Here is a 17088-nt window from a genome sequence, read left to right as displayed (position 1 = left end):
GGATTAGGTAAGGGGAAATGCGTAGGACACGCCAGCAGCCAAGCATGGCCGGCGGCTGATCGGGTTATTTGGACCTACAATTTTACCTCTTTTTCGCCCTTATCCACGCCTTGCATCCACGTCATCAGGCCGTGCATGTAGGTTTGCTGGTCGTCGTAGAAGCTCATGTGGCTGCCGTTGGGGCAGATGAGGGCCGTGCCGTGCTGGACTTTTTCGGCCACCATGCGCATGTGCTCGGGGTCCATGGTGTCGTACTTGCCGCCGATGCTGAGCACGGGCACGGCCAGCTTGGGCAGGTCGGGCACGCGGTTCCAGTTGAGCAGCTTGCCGGATACGCCAAACTCGCTGGGCCCCTGCATGGTCACGTAGAGCGACTGGTTCATTTTGGCGAAGGAACGGTTCACCGGCTCGGGCCACTGCTCCAGAGGGCGGCGCAGAATGTGCTGGGTGTAGAAGTTTGGCAACAGCAACTCCATGTAGCGCGGATTCTGGTAATCCTTCCGCGCCTCAATTGCCCGGATTTCCTTCAGCACTTCGGGCTTGAACTGGGGCGCCAGCACGTCGTTGGCGTACTTGCCGTAGGCAGGAATGCTCATCATCATGTTGCTGATGACGAGGCCCTTGAGGTGTTGCTGGTACTTGAGGGCATACTCGGCGGCCAGGATGCCGCCCCAACTGTGGCCGAGCAGGTAGAAATTGCTGCTGTCCAGGTTCAGCGCCTGGCGCACCTGTTCCACCTCTTCCACGTAGCGCGGCAGGCTCCACATGGCCGTATCCTTGGGGCTGTCGGAGTTACCGCAGCCGAGCTGGTCGTAGTAAATGAATTCAATGCCTTCGCGGGGCAGAAAGCTCTCCATGCACTCGAAATATTCGTGCGTCGCGCCCGGCCCGCCATTGAGCAGCAGCAGCTTAATGCGTGGGTTGCTGCCGAACCGCTTGGTCCAAACGTTGAACGTGCCCTTGGGCGTCGTGATAGGCACCATTTTCACCCCGCCATCGGCCAGCATAGCGGTATCGGGAGCAGGGAAGTAGGTGGCGAGAGCCGGGGCGGCGGCATCGGCGGCCGGGGTGGTGGGAGCAGTGGAGCAGGCTGCGGTAAGGGCCAACAGGGCTCCGGCGAGTAGTTTGTTCAGCATGAAAGCAATGTAGGCAGCAGTTGTCAGTTATCGAAGCTGTTTACAAAGTACCCGAAATCAACAAGAACGTCATGCTGAGCTTGTCAAGCATCTCTAGCGCTTCGTTGAATGACTTAGAGGAAGCGGTAGAGATGCTTCGACAAGCTCAGCATGACGTTCTTACTGGCAACCAACAACCAGTAACTACTCCTCTGCCAGCCACTGCATTACCCGGTACTCGCCGGGGCCGATGAACAGGCGTAGCACATTGTCGGTGAGTTCCAGGCCGTGGGCGCTGTTGGTGAAGAACAGCAGGCTTTCCTGGCGGCCGGGGAGTACCATGAAGAAGCCCTGGAAGTCGTCGTTGTCGCCCCAGTGCCAGAAGGCGGGGCCAGCGATGGTGGTGGCCAGGCCCACGCCGGTAGCCCAACCGATAAACGGGTCGGTGGGGGAGACAGGATTGCCGCAGCGCTGTGCCTCGTTGGCGGCCGTGGTGAGCAGGTGGGCGGTGGCCGGTTTCAGGCCCCGGCCAGTGCGCAAGGCCTGCAAAAAGCGGTTGTAGTCAGCGGCCGTCGTCAGCAGCGAGTAGGCCGCGTAGGGCTCCGCGAAACGGCGCAGATACTGTTTCTTGCTGCCTAACGACAATGGGCCGCCCAAACTGAGCGGCCCATTATTAGGAAGCATTAATGTAGTGAGTTAGCCGAGCGTGTGGTACACAGCCTGCACGTCGTCGTCGTCCTCGAACTTCTCAATCAGGTTCATCACCTCTTCCAGCTCATCGCCTTCGAGGTGGACGGTGGTGTTGGGCACCCGTTGGAGCTGGGCCGATACTACGTTGAACTCCTTTTCTTCCAGCGCCTTCTGCATCTGGCCGAAGTCGGTAAAGGCAGTTTCGACCACAATGAACTCCGTGACGTTGCCCTGCTCGTCCTCGTCCTGGTCGGCGTACACGTCCTCGGCCCCGGCGTCAATCAGCTCCAGCTCCAGCTCTTCCACGTCCAGCCCTTCGGCGGCCAGCTTGAATACGCCCTTGCGGGTGAAGGTATAGTCGGAGGAGCCGGCGGTACCAAGGGCGCCGTTGCCCCGGTTGAAGTACATGCGCACGTTGGCCACGGTGCGGGTGGGGTTGTCGGTGGCGGTTTCGATAACCACGGCCACGCCGTGGGGTGCGTAACCCTCGTACACCACTTCCAGGTAATCTTTTTCCTCGCGGGAGGAGGCCCGCTTAATGGCGGCCTCTACCCGGTCCTTGGGCATGTTCACGCCCTTGCCGTTCTGGATGGCCGTGCGTAGGCGCGAGTTGGTATCGGGGTTGGGGCCGGCCTCTTTCACGGCCATCACGATTTCGCGGCCAATCCGGGTAAAGTCTTTCGACATCCGGTCCCAGCGCTTCATTTTGCGGCCTTTCCGGAATTCAAACGCGCGTCCCATCTATTGGTGAATGAGTGAGTAAGTGAATATGTGAGTTGTTTCGGCCCGGAGGCGAAACGTGGCGCAAGTTAGCAGAAAGCCCGGCGACGTAGGGAAGCGTTGCGTAAGTGACTCGGTGAATGAGTGCTTAACGTTCTCATTCACCGGGTTACTCATTCATTCATTCATTCATTCATTCATTCACCGAGGCCCCGGCTTCAGCCCAATGCCGCGGGCCAGCAGCCAGTCGAGGGCGCGGGCGGGTAGCAGGCGGGGCACGATATAGGCCCGGAACACATCGGCGGCAATGGTGTAGCGGATTTTAGGGCGGGGCGTTTCCAGTATCTGCACCAGCCGGTCGGCCACGTACTCGGGCGTCAGGCCCTGGGTGCGGGTTTTGTTGATAAAGCCCAGAAACCGCTGGGCCGGGCCGTGGTAGGGCGTTTGGGCATACGGCTCCAGGTCGATGCCCTTGTCCCAGATGGGGGTTTGCGTGACGCCAAGCCCGATCAGTACTACCGGCACCCCGAACAGCCGCAATTCGCGGCGCAGCGTAGCCGTGAGGCCCTCCAGCGCGTGCTTGGTGCCCACGTAGGCCCCCAAAAACGGGGCCGCCACCTGCCCGCTCACCGAGCCCATGTTCAACACCCGGCCCGGCTGCCCCGTAAAGCCCGACCGCGCCCCGAGCAGTGGCAGAAATGCCTGCGTCACCTGCAGCAGCCCCAGTACGTTCACCTCAAACTGCTGCCGGATTATCTCGATGGGCTGGTATTGCAGCGGCCCGCCAAAGGCCACGCCGGCGTTGTTGAGCAGTCCCGTGAGCGGCTCGGGGCCCAGGGCGTGGGCTACCTCGGCGGCAGCGGCAGCAATGGCGTCGGCATCCGTCACGTCGAAAAGTAGAGGCGTGAAATGCTGGCCCAATTCCGCTCGAAGGCGCGCCGCATCGGCCTCGCGGCGGACGCTGCCGAACACCCGGTAGCCCCGGGCCAGAAAAGCCCGCGCCGCCGCCAGCCCCACCCCACTCGATACGCCGGTAATCACTATGGATTTAAGAATAGCAGGGGCCATCGGCAGGAACTGGTTAGGAGGAGATAAAGCAGTGCCACCGCAGGGTAGCACGTTGGGGCGCTGCCCTACAGACGCCGCAAAATATAGATGCTCTGGTTGCCGGCCGGATAGCCCGCCAGCGTAATCGTAAGCGAATTCTTAACCAACCGGAAAGTGCCCTCGTCGGTACGGGAACGGCCGTTTTTGTCGGGGTACATGAAGCTGATGTGGCCGGGCGTAAACGTGAAGCGCCCATCCTGATCGAAGCGCATGGTACCCCCATTGGCCGCCAGCGTCAGGCGTTTTTGGTAGGTGCCGTTGGCGCGCAGCGTAAGCGTGCCGCCCACGCCCTGGGCTGGCAGCAGCTCGGGGCCGCTCTCCTGGTCGAGGATGGCATAGGAACGGTAAGTATAAGTGCCGAAAAAGGTGGCGGGCGGGGCCGCTTGCTGGGCACGAGCGGGGGGCGCCTCAGCCAACAGCCCCACGCACAGTAGTAGCAGCAAATAAAAACGTAAATTCATGCCGAAAGATAAGCGGCCGGGCCCAAACGTGGCCTCGGTCAAACGGGGCAGCTCAGCAGCCAGGCGTGGGCGGCCAGCTGCTCATCAAAATCGAATGCCCGGAGCTCTACGCCCTGAATGTGGGGGAGGGCGGAGGCAATAGCGTGGCGCGAAGGCCAATCCATGGACTGAATCCAGGCGACGTACCGCACGCCCCGGGCCGCGAGCTGCGGCGCAAACTCCCGGCCAATCCATTCGGCGGCTTCCCACCACTCGCCGTACACTTCGCTGCTGTCGTTGATCATGCGCCGACAAGGAGCATCGGGCAGATAATTGAGTAAAAGCTGACAGTCTCTCTTAGCCGAGTCTGCGTCGTGGTATCCTAGCCACCGCACCCGCAACAGCGCTTCCGGGGCTGCATAACTAACAACTAGCGGTTCTATGTCAAGTAGTATTTTTTCGAGAACAGGCATATAAGGATAGGGCGAACAGGATCAGGCGTTTATTTGAATGCCTGAGCGCTGGTTAAGGTTGTGCTAATCTATTTTCAAGCTGAACAGTGGTAAAAATAGAAATTTTTAAGATGCCTGTTCTAGCCTACGGAAGTTGTGTTAGCGGGTTCACAGCAACTTGAACCTATCTGCTCCACTCATGAACCAGCCTAGCCGCATCTGAAAAAGCGCAGCTGCTCAGCAAGCGCCTAAAGGCAGTGTTGGCGATAAGGCAAGCGGACCCCGCTGTACCAAGGCTTCCTCTTAGTGCTGCAAATACGGAAGTATTTTTAAAGGTGGTTACTCCAACCATGCAGCCGTTCGAAACAGCGCACATTTAATGGCCGCCGCTATTATCTTAAGGCTGTACTCGAAGTTGGCTGGTTCGGGGCTATTTTGTCCCTGGCGCCATCCAGGCCGTGCTGAGGCAGGCACACAAAACCTTCGCTAAGGCTTATATTAGGGACGTTGTGCTGCTGCCCAACCTTCCCACTCCCTTCCCTAGGCTCCATGCCGCCTGCTGCCATGAAAATTCATTTGCTCGCTCTGTTGCTGCTGACCGCCGGTTCCGTACTGGCTCAGAAAACGCCTGCTAACAATCCGGTGGCTAAGAACATGGCCGTTCCTGCTAGTCCGGCCCCCGCATTCACGCTTAGCTGCGCTACAGAATTACCGGCGAGTCCGCTCCAGAAAATCTACTGTGAAACGCGGCAGCTGAAGCTGCCTGCCCCGCCCACCGGTACGGCCCTGACCGTGGACGCGCGCGCCGATGGCGGCATTAATGTGCGGGCCTGGGCCGGGTCCGATGTTCGCGTACGGGCCCGCATAACGGGTCGGGCCGCCACGGCCGAAACGGCCCGCGCCCTGGCCGCTGCCGTGCGCGTGGGTACCGCCAACAATACGTTGCGGGCCGAGCTGGCCAACGGCTCGCTCGACGGCTGGGCCGTGAGCTACGAAGTGCTGGTGCCCGCCGCTACCGACCTGATACTAAAAGCCATTGCCGGCAGCCTGACCATGGAAAACATACAAGGCGTCCTCCGTTTCGAGAACACCACCGGCAACGTGCGCCTGAGCGGCGTAAGCGGCGATGTGCGCGGCCGCACCACCAACGGCGAGCTGACCCTGACCCTAACCGGCGACACCTGGATGGGGCCAGCCCTCGATATAAGCACCGTGAACGGAAACGTGATTTGGCAACTGCCGCCCGCCTACGCTGCCACGCTACTGGCCCGTACCACCCGCGGCCGGGTCAGTGCAGAGCTAAACACCAAGCGCCTGAGCGTGCTGCCGCATAGCCTAGCGGCCACCCTGGGCAAGGGCGGCGTTCAGCTGAAAGTGAGTACCGTAAACGGCAACGTGCGCGTCGTGCAGGATCACCCGCCCCAACTTCCCGCCGACACAATCGACGCGGAGGAGTAGGGTGGGGGCAGGAAATAGGCTACAATGAATCGTCGCCGGCCACTACCTGGGCGTGGTTGAGCACGGCTACCAGCGTAACGCCCCCCAGGATGTTGCCCAGCAGGGCCGGCACCACGAAGCCGCCGAATACCGCCCCCCAGCTAGCCTGCCCCACGGCCGCCACGCTGAATACTTCAATCGAGCCGGCAATAATGTGGCTGAAATGGGCAATGCCCACCAGATAAGTCATCAGGATGATGACCCACACCCGGGCCGACTCAGCGAAGGGCAGCAGCCACACCATGAGGGCAATTACCCAGCCCGCGAAAATGCCGCGCAGCAGGGTGGTTCCAAAATCGTACTGCATGGCATGCTCGCCCAGCTTCACGAACTCGGCCTTGACCGAATCGTCGAAAGCGGAGCTGTGCATGGCCACTAGCGCCAGCGCCAAGGCCCCGATGAGGTTGGAGCCGAGGACCACACCCCAGAGCCGGAACACATTGAGCAGTGTGGTCAGGTCCTTTTTAGCCAACAGAGGCAGAATGGGAGTCAGCGTGTTTTCGGTGAAAAGCTGCTGACGCGCCAGAATCACGATCAGGAAGCCCATGCTGTAGCCGAAAGTGGACACCAACGGCCGCCAGGGCGCGTCGGGGAGGTAGTGGTTGAGCAGTCCTTCGGCAATCATCGAGAAGCCCATGGAAAGGCCCGCCGCCAGCCCCGACCAGAACAGGGCGGCCGTGGAGCGCTTGAGCTCCGACTCGCCTTCCTGCAAGGTGGTGCGGTAAAGTACTTTGCCACTTGGCGCCTTCCGCTCGTTGGCTTCCCGCTGCTCAGCCCGATCCTTCTGGATATCCTGCTGCTTGGTCTTCTCGTCTACTTCTTGCTGCATAGAGGGGCTTAAACGCGTTCGGCCAATAAACGGCGAAGGCCAACGAAAAAGAAAAAAGGCATCCGGGCGCAAAAATCCCGCAAGCCGCTGAATACGAAAGTGTAAACAGCGACTTACGGGAAATGATTTGTTGTCTTGGCCGGTTAGCCAGCCACTACTGGGTGCTTAGCGCGCGACTTCTTCGGTGCGGAAGCGTTTGGGCTCGCCGGCCTGCGGGCGCGGGTATTCGTTCTGCTTTTTCTGCTGGTACTTTTTTACCAGCACGGCCGCCCCTGCCAGAGCTGCCAGGCTGGCGGCGGCCACCGCGAATTTGGTCCGAATGGGGTCGGCGGGGGCGGGGGGCAAGTAGGCTACTCCCTTGGAATCGAGGCGGGCGGGCTCGCGGGTGTAGCGGCCGTGGGCGGGCACCGCGAATTCGTCGGCTAGCTTACGCAGGCCTTCGGTGGCGGTGGGGCCACTCATGGCCGGGCCGTGTCCGCAACCGATGTGCTCGGGCCGTAAGTCGGCCAGCGTGCGGATGGACTCGCCTACCTGCTGCCAGTTGTAGTTGAAGGGGGCGCCGGCAATGCTGATGCCGGGCAGCTGGAGCAGCACCGAGGGTACCGATTCGTGGTCGCAGGTGGCAAAGGCATCGGCCCCAAGCAGGGTGCGGTCTTTTTCGCGGAACAGCGCTATCTGGCCCGGCGCGTGGCCCGGTACGTGGTACCAGTGCCAATCGGGCAGGAAGGGTGGGTCGAGGTCGTTGGCCGGCAGTTGCTGCACATGGTCGGAGAGCTGAAACGACTGGGGCGGGAAAAACCGCGACACGAAGGCCAGCGAGCCGCCCCCAGCCACGGTAGGGTCGGCGGGCGGGTACACAGCCCGGGCCGTGAGAAAGGGCAGTTCTAACTCGTGCGCCAACACCGGTACGTGCCAGTGCTCCGCCAGGGCCTGGGCCGAACCAGCATGGTCCATGTGGCCGTGGGTGAGGATAATGGCTTCGGGGTGGGTGCCAGGGTAGAAAATTTTGTCGGCCGCCGCCACAATGGCCTGCTCCGAGCCGGGCAAGCCGGTATCAACCAGCACCCACTCGCCGGGCGTGCCGGTTTCAATAAAATATACATTCACAAAGCGCTGAATGGAAAGCTGATGAACGCCGGGCGCTACTTGTTTCATGGGACAGGAAATAAGGTAAAACGATACCTTACACTACGTGTTCCCGCTCAATTTGATTTGGTGAACCCGCCATAAGCACGGCCCCGCACTAGGTGCGAAAGCGACTAAACGCTACTTTAGGAGCATCTCTCCCTCGCTACTTCAAGCCGGTAACGTCCCTTTTTCCTTTATTCTATGGCTGCCAGTTCCGAAAAAGCTGACCTTTTTTTCCAAACCGCCCGACTCTTGCAGGCCCAAGGGCTGCGCATCGAACGCCAAGATGATACCCGGCCCTGGGGCGGCTTTTTCGTGCTCGACGAAACACAGGCCCAAATCTTTGCCAACCAGTACTTCGATGGCCTCTGCGTCGATGATTTGCGGATATCGGGCCAGTTGAGTCCTAAAATTCTGCTCGTCGCACCCCACCAGCGCCTGTCGTGGCAGTACCACCACCGCCGGGCCGAAATCTGGCGCGTCGTGAGCGGCACGGTGGGCGTCGTCGTCAGCGACACCGATGCGGAAGGCCCGCTGAAAACATATGGTCCGGGCGAGCAAATCACGCTCCGCCAAGGCGAGCGGCACCGCCTCATTGGCCTCGACGGCTGGGGCACCATCGCCGAAATCTGGCAACACACCGACGCCCAAAACCCCTCCGACGAAGACGACATCGTGCGCGTGCAGGACGACTTTAATCGCAGATAAAGCAGATGGGACGTTCAATGTGGTGACACTACCCAGTGATAACCAAAACAGCACCCCTTGCGGAGTGGCTGTTTTGGTTATCACTGGGTGATGATGCAGGGCGAATCCCTTTGATGGGTTTCACACCGGGAAAGGGCTCGTCTGCATCAGCGGCATCCAAACATCCGCGCCATCCGTGATTTATTTCGTGCTTAGTGCCTCATTCAGGCTTTCCAGCAGCTGCTCTACGCCGGCCTGCTCGCCGCCGCTGCCGAGGTGGACGCGCAGAGTGCGGCGGTTGTAGTCCTGGAGGGCTTGCAGGTCGCCGGCGGCCTGGGCGTTCTGGAAGGTGCCGAAGGTGTAGGGGCGGCCGGGCAGGGGCAGGTCGTGGGGGTGGTCGGTGGTGATTTGCAGGAATAGCCCCGTATCGGGGCCGCCCTTGTGGAACTGGCCGGTGGAGTGCAAAAAGCGCGGGCCGTAGCCAGCCGCGGTGGCTAGGTGCAGGCGCTGCTGCACGAGCTGGCGCAACGCATCGAGCTCGGTGTTGAGGGCCGGGGTTTCCATCAGGTAGGCCTGCACGCAAAGGTAGTCGCCGGGCCGGGCCTGCCCGAAAAAGGCCTTTAGCACGGCCTCAGCACTGTTGCCGGTTACGTTGGCATAGTAATCGAGGCCATCTTCGCTGGTCGTGGGGGCACTGGTTTGGGGGAGTTGGCCCTGCTGCTCTACCACTTCCATGAGGCGGTTGGTGGCAGTTTTGGCGGCCTGCACGTTGGGCTGGTCGAAGGGGTTGATGCCGAGCACGGCGCTGGCCACGGCTGTGGCCACTTCCCAGCGGAAAAACTCGGCGCCCAAATCCAGCGGGTCGTGCAGCAGGATCGTGATGACGGGGTGGCCGGCGGCTTGCAAAGCGGCTACCTGCTGGCGGTTTTCCTCGTCGGGCAGGCTTTCGTAGCCCACGTACACGAACACCCGGTCGGTGCCATAAACTTCGGGGCTGCCCAGCGGGTCGCCGGCTACGGGCAGGATGCCAGTGTTCTGCTTGCCGGTGCTTTCGGCCACGAGCTGCTCCAGCCACAGGCCGAAATCGGAGAGGTCGGCGGGCACGACCAGCGTGAGCTTATCGCGGCCCTGCTGGGCGAGCACGCCTAGGGCAGCGCCCAGCTCCAGGCCGGGGTTATGCTCCACCGCGCCTTCCGAGCCGCAGGCGCGCATCATGGTTTTGGCACGCTGGAGCAGGGTTTTGATGTCGATGCCGAACAATGCGGCGGGCACCAGTCCGAAGTAGGAGAGGGCCGAAAACCGGCCGCCCACTTCGGCGAAATTGAGGAAGATGCGGCGGTAGTTCTGCTCCGTAGCCTGGGTCACGAACTGGGAGCCGGGGTCGGTGATGGCCACGAAGTTTTCGCCGGCCTGGTCGCCTTTCAGCTCCTGCATGCGGGCGTAAAAATAGTCGCCGAAGGCCAGCGGCTCGGCCGTGGTGCCCGATTTGCTGGCAATCACGAATAGCGTTTCAGCCAGCGGTATGGCCTGTTCAATCTCGCGCACCGAGCCGGGGTTGGTGGTATCAAGCACCGACATGGGCAGGCCCTGGGCGAGGTGCTCGAACGCCTGGCGCAGCACAATAGGCGTCATGGAGCTGCCGCCCATGCCCATCACGACGACGTGACGGAAGCCGGCGGCCTTTACCTCCGCTACAAACTGCTCGATTTCGGGTACGGCGGGCAGCATGGTGTCTACCACCCGTAGCCAGCCCATGAAGCTGCGGATGCTCTGCTGGCCTTCGGCATCGGCCACCCATAAATCGGCCTGCTTCTGCCAGAAGCCGGTGGTGAAGTTGTGGCCCCTGAATTTCTCCAGTTGAGCATTCAATGAGGCTTGGTAGGTGCCCATTTCCAGGGTCATGGCGGGTAGAGCAGGAGTAGAATCCATAGAAAAGGAGTAGCGGAATGGAGGATGAGGAGCCGGCCGGGCGCGAAGTAGCTACCCGGTGACGCGGGTAAAGGTAGAAAAGTCGGTTTATACGATGCGTGATACGCCCGGGCCAGATGCTGCTGCGCCGACCCATTCCCGCTTCAGCGCGCCCTGGGCCGCAGGGTCGCGCCCGCTAAGCAGCCAGGCGAGGGCCATCTAACTATGAACGGGCAGCCAGGGCCAGCTGCCAGGCTTGCTCCACGGTTTGCTGGGCGACGGGCTGGTGATGAAGCAGCCAGTCGAGGGCCTCGGCCGTTTCGCCGAAAAACTGCACCTCATAATGCACGAAATGGCGGCAGGCCCGCAGCAGGCTTTCCACCACCATTTGGTTGTAAAGGCTGCCGGCGGGCAGCACCACGGCCACCTGCTCCACGGCCGGTACCGACACGCGTGGCAGCCAGTTGGCCGCCAGCCAGAACTGCTCATCGAGGCCCAGAGTAGGCAGGCCATGCAGGTCGAGCAGGATGGCGGAAACAGTGTGCTGCTCCACTAGCTGGGCAATGGCGAGCAGGCTCGTTTCGAAGCGCGCCAGAGCCGGGGCCAGCCGATTCCACTGGAAGCGAAGCAGCGACAGTTCCGGTACGTACTGGGCCCTAATGTCGTGAAGAGAAAGAATCATGTACCGGTCTGGGGGCAAATTATCCGCTAGGGGTCGCAGATACGGCAACGGCATCCAAATGGATTTCTAACTGCGCGGAAGAGTGCAAAAATAACACCGGCTGATTGATTTAGCCTCAAAGGCGGATATTTGTGGCGCATGACGACTACCCGCACCCGCTCCCAGGCGCCCGTAACGGCTCCCATTCCGCCCGGCCTGAACCTGCTGCGCCTCAAGCTCCGGCTGATGGCGTCCGTATCCACCGACTGGGCCTTTGGGTCGGCCTGGCGGCTGTTTACCACACCCCGCCGTCTGCCCGAAAAGCACTGGGAAGCCCCGGTTCTGGCGGAAGCCCGGCAGTTTTTTGTGCCGATGCCGGCCGGCAACGTGGCGGTTTACGAGTGGAATGGCGCCGGTACCCGTACGGTGCTGCTGGTGCACGGTTGGGAGCACCGGGCCAGCTTCTGGGGCGTACTGGCCCGGGAGCTGGCCGCCGCCGGGTTTCGGGTGGTGGCCCTCGATGGGCCCGCCCACGGCGCCTCCTACGGCCGCCGCGTGACGCTGCCCGCCTACGCCCGGGCCGTGCAGGCAGTAGCCGATGCGCTGGGCGACGTGTACGGGGTGGTGGCCCACTCGTTGGGCGGGGCGGCCACGGTGGGCGTGCCGGTGCGGTTCAATGAGGCGGCGGGCGGGCGCCTGCCCCGGCTGGTGCTGCTGGCCGTGCCGGGCAGCACGGTGGCCGTGGCCCACCGCTTCGCCGAAATGCTGCAGCTACCACCCGCCGTGCAGGCCCGCATGAACCGTTACATCCGGGAGCAGCACGGCCGCGACGCCGAAAGCTTCAGCCTCACCCGCGCCGGCCGCCAGTTTCCGGCTGACCAGGCCCTGCTGCTCCACGACGACCAGGACGCCAGTATTCCGTTTGAGGAGGCCCGGGAAATTGCCGCCAGCTGGCCCGCCCTCGACTTCCGGGCGACCTCCGGCCTGGGCCACAACCAGATCATGCGCGACCCGGCCGTACTGGCTCAGGTAGTGGCTTTTCTGGCTGAATAACCGGCTGCCAACCGGCTGCGGATGTTCCTGCCCTGCCTGGAGTAGGCCGAGCTGGAATATCCATTCAGTTCAGATTCCCAACAGAATTACCGATTACCTTTCCCGGCGTTGCCGGACCTGGCAACACCGCGCCCAATCCTGATTCATTCCCCTCAATCGTTCTTTTCTCTTGATTAAGCCGCTTATTGTTCGTCTGGCCCTGGTGCTTGCCATGGGCAGCGCCTCGCTCTCCTCCACGCTGGCCCAGGTGGTACCGCCCGCGGAAGCCGTACCCGCCGATACCACCCATAAATTCGAAAATGTGGGGCGTGTTCCGGCGGTGATCAAAAAGCCCTGGTACAAGGGCAAGCTGGTGAAGGCCACCATTGTGCCAGCGGTGCTCATTGGGTACGGCGCCTACACTTTCAACGGTGGCGGTTTCTACACCAATCAGCAAGCCAACCGCGACATTCACAAGCTCTTCCCGACTTACCGTACCAAGCTGGATAATGTGCTGATTCTGGCCCCGTATGCCGAACTAGGGCTGGTGGCGCTGGCCGGCATTGAATCGCGCGACGACCGGCTGAATACGTTGCTGGTTATTGCCAAATCGGAGGCCATTATGCTGGCCACGGTATTTACCGTGAAGAATCTGACCCGCGAAACCCGCCCCGACGGCTCCGACAACCTCTCGTTTCCGTCGGGCCACACCGCCCAGGCGTTTCTGGCGGCCAGCATCGTGCACACCGAGTTCCGCGACAAAAGCCAGTGGTACGGCATCGGGGCTTACACCATTGCCACCAGCGTGGCAGCCCTGCGCATGATTAATACCAAGCACTGGCAGAGCGACGTAGTGGCGGGCGCGGGCTTCGGCATTTTGTCGGCCCACCTGGGCTACCTTACCCACCGCAACCGCTGGGGTCGCCAGCCCCGCCTGCCCGAGGGCATGAGCTTCACGCCCACTTGGCTGCCGGGCCCCGGTGGTGGGGCCGGGGTCGGCTTCACCTGGCATCCGGTGAAGTAACTGTTTTCTGCTTATTTGCCGCTGTGCTAAAGGTGCTCACCACGCTCTACGCCGACTTCCGCAAGGCCCTGCGTGGGCACGGGCATCTGGTGGCCGTGCTGTTGCTGGGCATTGGCCTGCCGTGGCTGATTTTCGTGAACGTGGCCGAGGACATCTGGGAGAGCGGCGGCTTCATCGGCGACCAGCCGATTCTGGAGTGGCTCCACGCCCACCGGAGTCCCGGCCTCGACCAGTTGGCCCTGGCCCTAACGACGGTCGGGGGCCCCACCGTAATGGCAGTGGTGGGGATAGGTATCGGACTGCTACTGCTGTGGAAGCGAGAAAAGCGTACTGCGGCGGTGTTTTTCGGGCTTTCGGTGGGTGGCGCGGTGGTGCTGAACGTGGTGGCCAAGCTGCTGTTCGGGCGGGCCCGGCCAGCGCTCTGGGAGTCCATTGCGCCGGCCAAGTTCTACAGCTTCCCGAGCGGGCACGCCATGGGCACGGCGGCGCTGGCGGCGGCCCTGGCGTTTCTGGCGTGGCGCACGCCCTGGCGCTGGCCGGTGGTGGTGCTGGGCACCCTGTTCGCGCTGGGGGTAGGTATTTCGCGTAATTACCTGGGCGTCCACTACCCATCCGACGTGCTGGCCGGCTGGTTCTGCTCGGTGGGTTGGGTGGCGTCGCTACACGTCTTTTTCTCCCCCGATCTGGCCCAGATCCGCACCTGGTGGCGGGAGGGAAGCCTTTCCGTCAGAAAGCTTTTCGGATGAGAAACTGGCGAGTGAAGCGGAAGGGCCAGCTTCGCAACTGTCGACAAGCATACCTGACTTTCTGACTGAAAATATGTGGTGGATATACGCCCTGCTTTCGGCCCTGTTCGCGGCCCTGACGGCCGTGCTGGCCAAAATCGGTATCAAGGGGGTTGACTCCAACCTGGCCACGGCGGTGCGCACGGCCGTGGTGCTGGTGCTGGCCTGGGGCATTGTGTACTTCCGGGGCGGCTTGGAAGGAATCCATGCCCTGACGCGTACCAACTGGCTGTTTCTGGTGCTCTCGGGCATTGCCACGGGGCTGTCGTGGGTGTTCTACTTTCGGGCCTTGCAGTTGGGGGAAGTCTCGCAGGTGGCGCCCGTCGATAAACTCAGCGTGGCGTTGGCCATCGGGCTGTCGGTCGTGTTTTTGGGCGAAAAGCTGACCCTGCACACTGGCATCGGCGCCGGCCTGATCATCATCGGTACCCTGGTATTGATCTGGGGGTAGTGGTGAATGAGTGACTCGGTGAATGAGTCAGTGCGAACAGCCTTCACCACCGCCTTGCCACCGCCGCTCAAGAGCTCTTCCAGTGAATGAGTCAGTGCGAATAGCCTTCACTCATTCACCACTTCACCCTCCCACTGCCTCGCCCCTAATAAAGCGGGCGACCAGTTCGGATTGGGTAATGGGCAGCATGTGGCCGCCTTCGATCAACTGCAGGGTAGCGCCGGGGATATTTTCGATCAGAGCCTGACTGTTGAACTCAGAGTCGAGGACGGCATCCTGGCGGCCGTAGAGTACCCGGACAGGCAGGCGCAGTTCGGGGAAGCGGGCGGTAAGCGTGGGCAGGGAGTTGGGCAAGGATTCCAGGTCGGCAATGGTGGCCAGGAACTGGGCGGGCTGGAGGCTGAGCATGCCGCCGGCCCGGGTGGCGTAGTCGCGGGGCGGGGTTTCGGGGCGGAACAGGGCCTTCATTACCTGGGGGCTGCGGCGGATGGAAAGCGGCGTGGCCACCGTCCAGGCGACAAGCTGGCGCTTCCAGCGCGAGGGAATCAGCAGCCGCTGAAAAATGGCGGGCACCGTTTCGGGAAGGGCCGCGAGGGGAGAAATCAGGGCTAACCCCGCTACCAGCCTGGGGTGGTGGATGGCCAGGGCTAAGGCCACGGCCCCACCCAGCGAATGGCCCACCACCAGCGGCCGCCCCAACTCCAGGCGGGTAATCAGCTCGGCCAGCGCGTCGGCCTGGCTAACTAGGTCGGGGCTGGCCAACGGCGTGGAGTAGCCCGAACCCGGCCTATCGACGACGACGACCCGGTAATCGGCGGCCAGCCGCTCCACTACGTCGTAATTGAACTGGCCCATCTGACCGCCCAGCCCGTGCACCAACAGCAGCACTGGCCCCGTACCCTGCTCGCGTACGTGCAGCCGCCCGTGGGGTAAGTCCACAAACGTGCCACTGGGCGGCAGCGCGGCCCGCACTTTCCGAGCCGTGCGGTGGGTAAAAAGTGCCAAGCCGGCTACGGTAGCGCCGCTCAGCGCCAGTAGGGAGTAAGCGGTGGTTTTGAGGATATTCATGAAGGGGAGTTGTCGGTTTTTGGTTGTCAGTTATCAGGATAAAGAATCCAGAACGGTTTCATGCTGAGCGTAGTGGAGCGCAGTTGAAGCATCTCTACCGCAATGTTAATTCCGATGTCAGGTTAGCAGCACAACGAAGCAGTAGAGATGCTTCGACTGCGCTCCGCTCCGCTCAGCATGACACTTCATCCTTAAATTCTAGCCGCCCGCTGTGGCCAGTTGCGTCTCCTTAGGCTGTCCGGGTCCCGGCATCCGGCCGGCGGGCCCTAGTTGCAGGGTGCCGTCGTTGATGCGGGTGTAGCGGATGTTGAGCAGATCCTTGAGGTAGTTCTGGTGCACGAACCAGGGGCGGCGCGAACCCTGCTTAGGCAGCTCAGCGGTGGCCCGCTGCACGTAACCCGACGTGAAGTCGAGCAGGGGCTGGGGGTGCAGGTTGTCGCCGCCGTGGGGGACGGCAATGGCGAGGTGGCGGCGGTCCATGTAGCGCAGCAGGCGGCAGAAGTAGTTGGCCGTGAGGTCTACTTTCAGCGTCCAGGAGGCGTTGGTGTAGCCGAAGGCCATGATCAGGTTGGGCACGTCGCTGAGCATCATGCCCCGGTAGCTGATGGTATCGGCGGGGTGGCGCGGCTGGCCGTCGATGGTGAGCGTGATGCCGCCCAGGATTTTGATTTTCAGGCCGGTGGCCAGTACCACGAGGTCGGCGGGTAGCTCGCGGCCCGATTTGAGGCGCAGGCCGGTGGGCGTAAAGTGGTCAATTTCGTCGGTTACCACCTCGGCCCGGCCCTTACGCAGGGCGCGGAACAGGTCGCCGTCGGGCACCAGGCACACGCGCTGGTCCCAAGGGTTGTAGCGGGGCGTGAAGTGGGTGTTCACGTCGTAATCGGGACCGAGCTGGCGCTTGGCCAGCCCCACAAGCTGCCGCTTGGCCTGGGCCGGGCGGCGGCGGGCCAGTGTGTAGAGGCCGATTTGCACCAGCACATTTTTCCAGCGCGTGAGCCGGTGGGCCAAGCCATTGGGCAGGTAGCGGTGCAGCCAGTTGGCAATTTTGTCGGCGGAAGGCTGCGAGACGATGAAGGAGGGGGAGCGTTGCAGCATGGTGACGTGGGCGGCAGCTTTGGCCAGGGCCGGCACCAGCGTCACGGCCGTGGCCCCGCTGCCCAGCACCACCACCTGCTGGTTGGCGTAGTCCAGGTCCTCGGGCCAGAACTGGGGCTGCACGATGCGGCCCCGGAAATCGGCCTCGCCGGCGAAGGTGGGCCGGTGGGCTTCTTCGTAGTTATAGTAGCCGCTACACGCGTACAGGAACCGCGCCCGCAACGTCAGGGGTGGCCCGCCGTCGGCCTGCTCGGCCTCCACGGTCCAGCACGCCTCCTGGCTGCTCCAGGCGGCGCTAACTGTATAGTCCCAGCGTGAGGTGGGTCGGGTCATGGGTAAAGTTAACGGGGTTTTTCTGCCACTGGGCACACACAAATTCATGTGGCGTGAGGCCGCGTA

At 62.3% G+C, this 17088-nt stretch carries 18 protein-coding genes; 6 read left to right on the top strand and 12 right to left on the bottom strand.

Going from position 1 to position 17088, the window contains the following annotated elements; translation table 11 throughout:
- Positions 1-74: 74 nt before the first annotated feature.
- The 6 genes from CDA63_RS12500 to CDA63_RS21375 form a co-directional block, all read right to left on the bottom strand.
- A complete protein-coding gene (locus tag CDA63_RS12500; RefSeq protein WP_088464800.1) occupies positions 75-1136 on the bottom strand; it encodes a proline iminopeptidase-family hydrolase in 1062 nt (353 codons plus the stop codon).
- A gap of 183 nt (positions 1137-1319) precedes the next feature.
- Entirely contained in the window at positions 1320-1799 is a 480-nt protein-coding gene (locus CDA63_RS12495) for a serine hydrolase domain-containing protein (protein WP_126546847.1), read from the bottom strand.
- A gap of 12 nt (positions 1800-1811) precedes the next feature.
- Positions 1812-2546: a YebC/PmpR family DNA-binding transcriptional regulator gene (locus CDA63_RS12490; protein WP_088464798.1), complete on the bottom strand. Its 735-nt coding sequence runs from the start codon at positions 2544-2546 to the stop codon at positions 1812-1814.
- 180 nt (positions 2547-2726) lie between these two features.
- Positions 2727-3593, bottom strand: coding sequence for an SDR family NAD(P)-dependent oxidoreductase (locus tag CDA63_RS12485; RefSeq protein ID WP_088464797.1), 867 nt, complete (start codon positions 3591-3593; stop codon positions 2727-2729).
- A 65-nt stretch (positions 3594-3658) separates the two neighbouring features.
- Entirely contained in the window at positions 3659-4093 is a 435-nt protein-coding gene (locus CDA63_RS12480; protein WP_126546846.1) for a hypothetical protein, read from the bottom strand.
- Positions 4094-4131: 38 nt separating this feature from the next.
- Positions 4132-4545 (bottom strand): SpoIIAA family protein, encoded by a 414-nt coding sequence (locus CDA63_RS21375; protein ID WP_242434660.1) that lies wholly within the window; start codon positions 4543-4545, stop codon positions 4132-4134.
- Between the two features lie 528 nt (positions 4546-5073).
- On the opposite strand from CDA63_RS21375, the gene CDA63_RS12470 reads away from it, so the two are divergent.
- Positions 5074-5982, top strand: a complete 909-nt coding sequence (locus CDA63_RS12470; protein WP_088464794.1) for a DUF4097 family beta strand repeat-containing protein — start codon at positions 5074-5076, stop codon at positions 5980-5982.
- A 19-nt stretch (positions 5983-6001) separates the two neighbouring features.
- On the opposite strand, the gene CDA63_RS12465 is transcribed toward CDA63_RS12470, so the two are convergent.
- Positions 6002-6850: a formate/nitrite transporter family protein gene (locus CDA63_RS12465; protein ID WP_088464793.1), complete on the bottom strand. Its 849-nt coding sequence runs from the start codon at positions 6848-6850 to the stop codon at positions 6002-6004.
- 165 nt (positions 6851-7015) lie between these two features.
- Complete coding sequence (locus tag CDA63_RS12460) at positions 7016-8005, bottom strand: MBL fold metallo-hydrolase (RefSeq protein ID WP_088464792.1); 990 nt, start codon at positions 8003-8005, stop codon at positions 7016-7018.
- Positions 8006-8179: 174 nt separating this feature from the next.
- Here CDA63_RS12460 and CDA63_RS12455 point away from each other — a divergent pair, with 174 nt between their 5' ends.
- Positions 8180-8686, top strand: coding sequence for a cupin domain-containing protein (locus CDA63_RS12455; RefSeq protein ID WP_088464791.1), 507 nt, complete (start codon positions 8180-8182; stop codon positions 8684-8686).
- A 180-nt stretch (positions 8687-8866) separates the two neighbouring features.
- Here CDA63_RS12455 and CDA63_RS12450 read toward each other — a convergent pair whose 3' ends face one another.
- Positions 8867-10594, bottom strand: a complete 1728-nt coding sequence (locus CDA63_RS12450; protein ID WP_088464790.1) for a glucose-6-phosphate isomerase — start codon at positions 10592-10594, stop codon at positions 8867-8869.
- Positions 10595-10796: 202 nt separating this feature from the next.
- Positions 10797-11255, bottom strand: a complete 459-nt coding sequence (locus CDA63_RS12445; protein WP_088464789.1) for a hypothetical protein — start codon at positions 11253-11255, stop codon at positions 10797-10799.
- A gap of 138 nt (positions 11256-11393) precedes the next feature.
- Here CDA63_RS12445 and CDA63_RS12440 point away from each other — a divergent pair, with 138 nt between their 5' ends.
- The 4 genes from CDA63_RS12440 to CDA63_RS12425 all read left to right on the top strand — a co-directional run bounded on the left by CDA63_RS12440 (position 11394) and on the right by CDA63_RS12425 (position 14526).
- Positions 11394-12287, top strand: a complete 894-nt coding sequence (locus CDA63_RS12440; RefSeq protein WP_088464788.1) for an alpha/beta fold hydrolase — start codon at positions 11394-11396, stop codon at positions 12285-12287.
- Positions 12288-12456: 169 nt separating this feature from the next.
- Complete coding sequence (locus tag CDA63_RS12435) at positions 12457-13290, top strand: phosphatase PAP2 family protein (protein ID WP_088464787.1); 834 nt, start codon at positions 12457-12459, stop codon at positions 13288-13290.
- Between the two features lie 23 nt (positions 13291-13313).
- Positions 13314-14036, top strand: coding sequence for a phosphatase PAP2 family protein (locus CDA63_RS12430; RefSeq protein ID WP_088464786.1), 723 nt, complete (start codon positions 13314-13316; stop codon positions 14034-14036).
- Between the two features lie 73 nt (positions 14037-14109).
- Positions 14110-14526, top strand: a complete 417-nt coding sequence (locus CDA63_RS12425) for an EamA family transporter (protein WP_088464785.1) — start codon at positions 14110-14112, stop codon at positions 14524-14526.
- 123 nt (positions 14527-14649) lie between these two features.
- On the opposite strand, the gene CDA63_RS12420 is transcribed toward CDA63_RS12425, so the two are convergent.
- Positions 14650-15594 (bottom strand): alpha/beta fold hydrolase, encoded by a 945-nt coding sequence (locus CDA63_RS12420; protein WP_088464784.1) that lies wholly within the window; start codon positions 15592-15594, stop codon positions 14650-14652.
- 198 nt (positions 15595-15792) lie between these two features.
- A complete protein-coding gene (locus CDA63_RS12415) occupies positions 15793-17022 on the bottom strand; it encodes a flavin-containing monooxygenase (RefSeq protein ID WP_199797528.1) in 1230 nt (409 codons plus the stop codon).
- Positions 17023-17088 lie beyond the last annotated feature (66 nt).

Source organism: Hymenobacter amundsenii, from assembly GCF_002204745.1.
GTDB lineage: Bacteria > Bacteroidota > Bacteroidia > Cytophagales > Hymenobacteraceae > Hymenobacter > Hymenobacter amundsenii.
The sequence above is the reverse complement of the archived record's forward strand: the minus strand, read 5'-3'. Positions and strand labels throughout refer to the sequence as shown.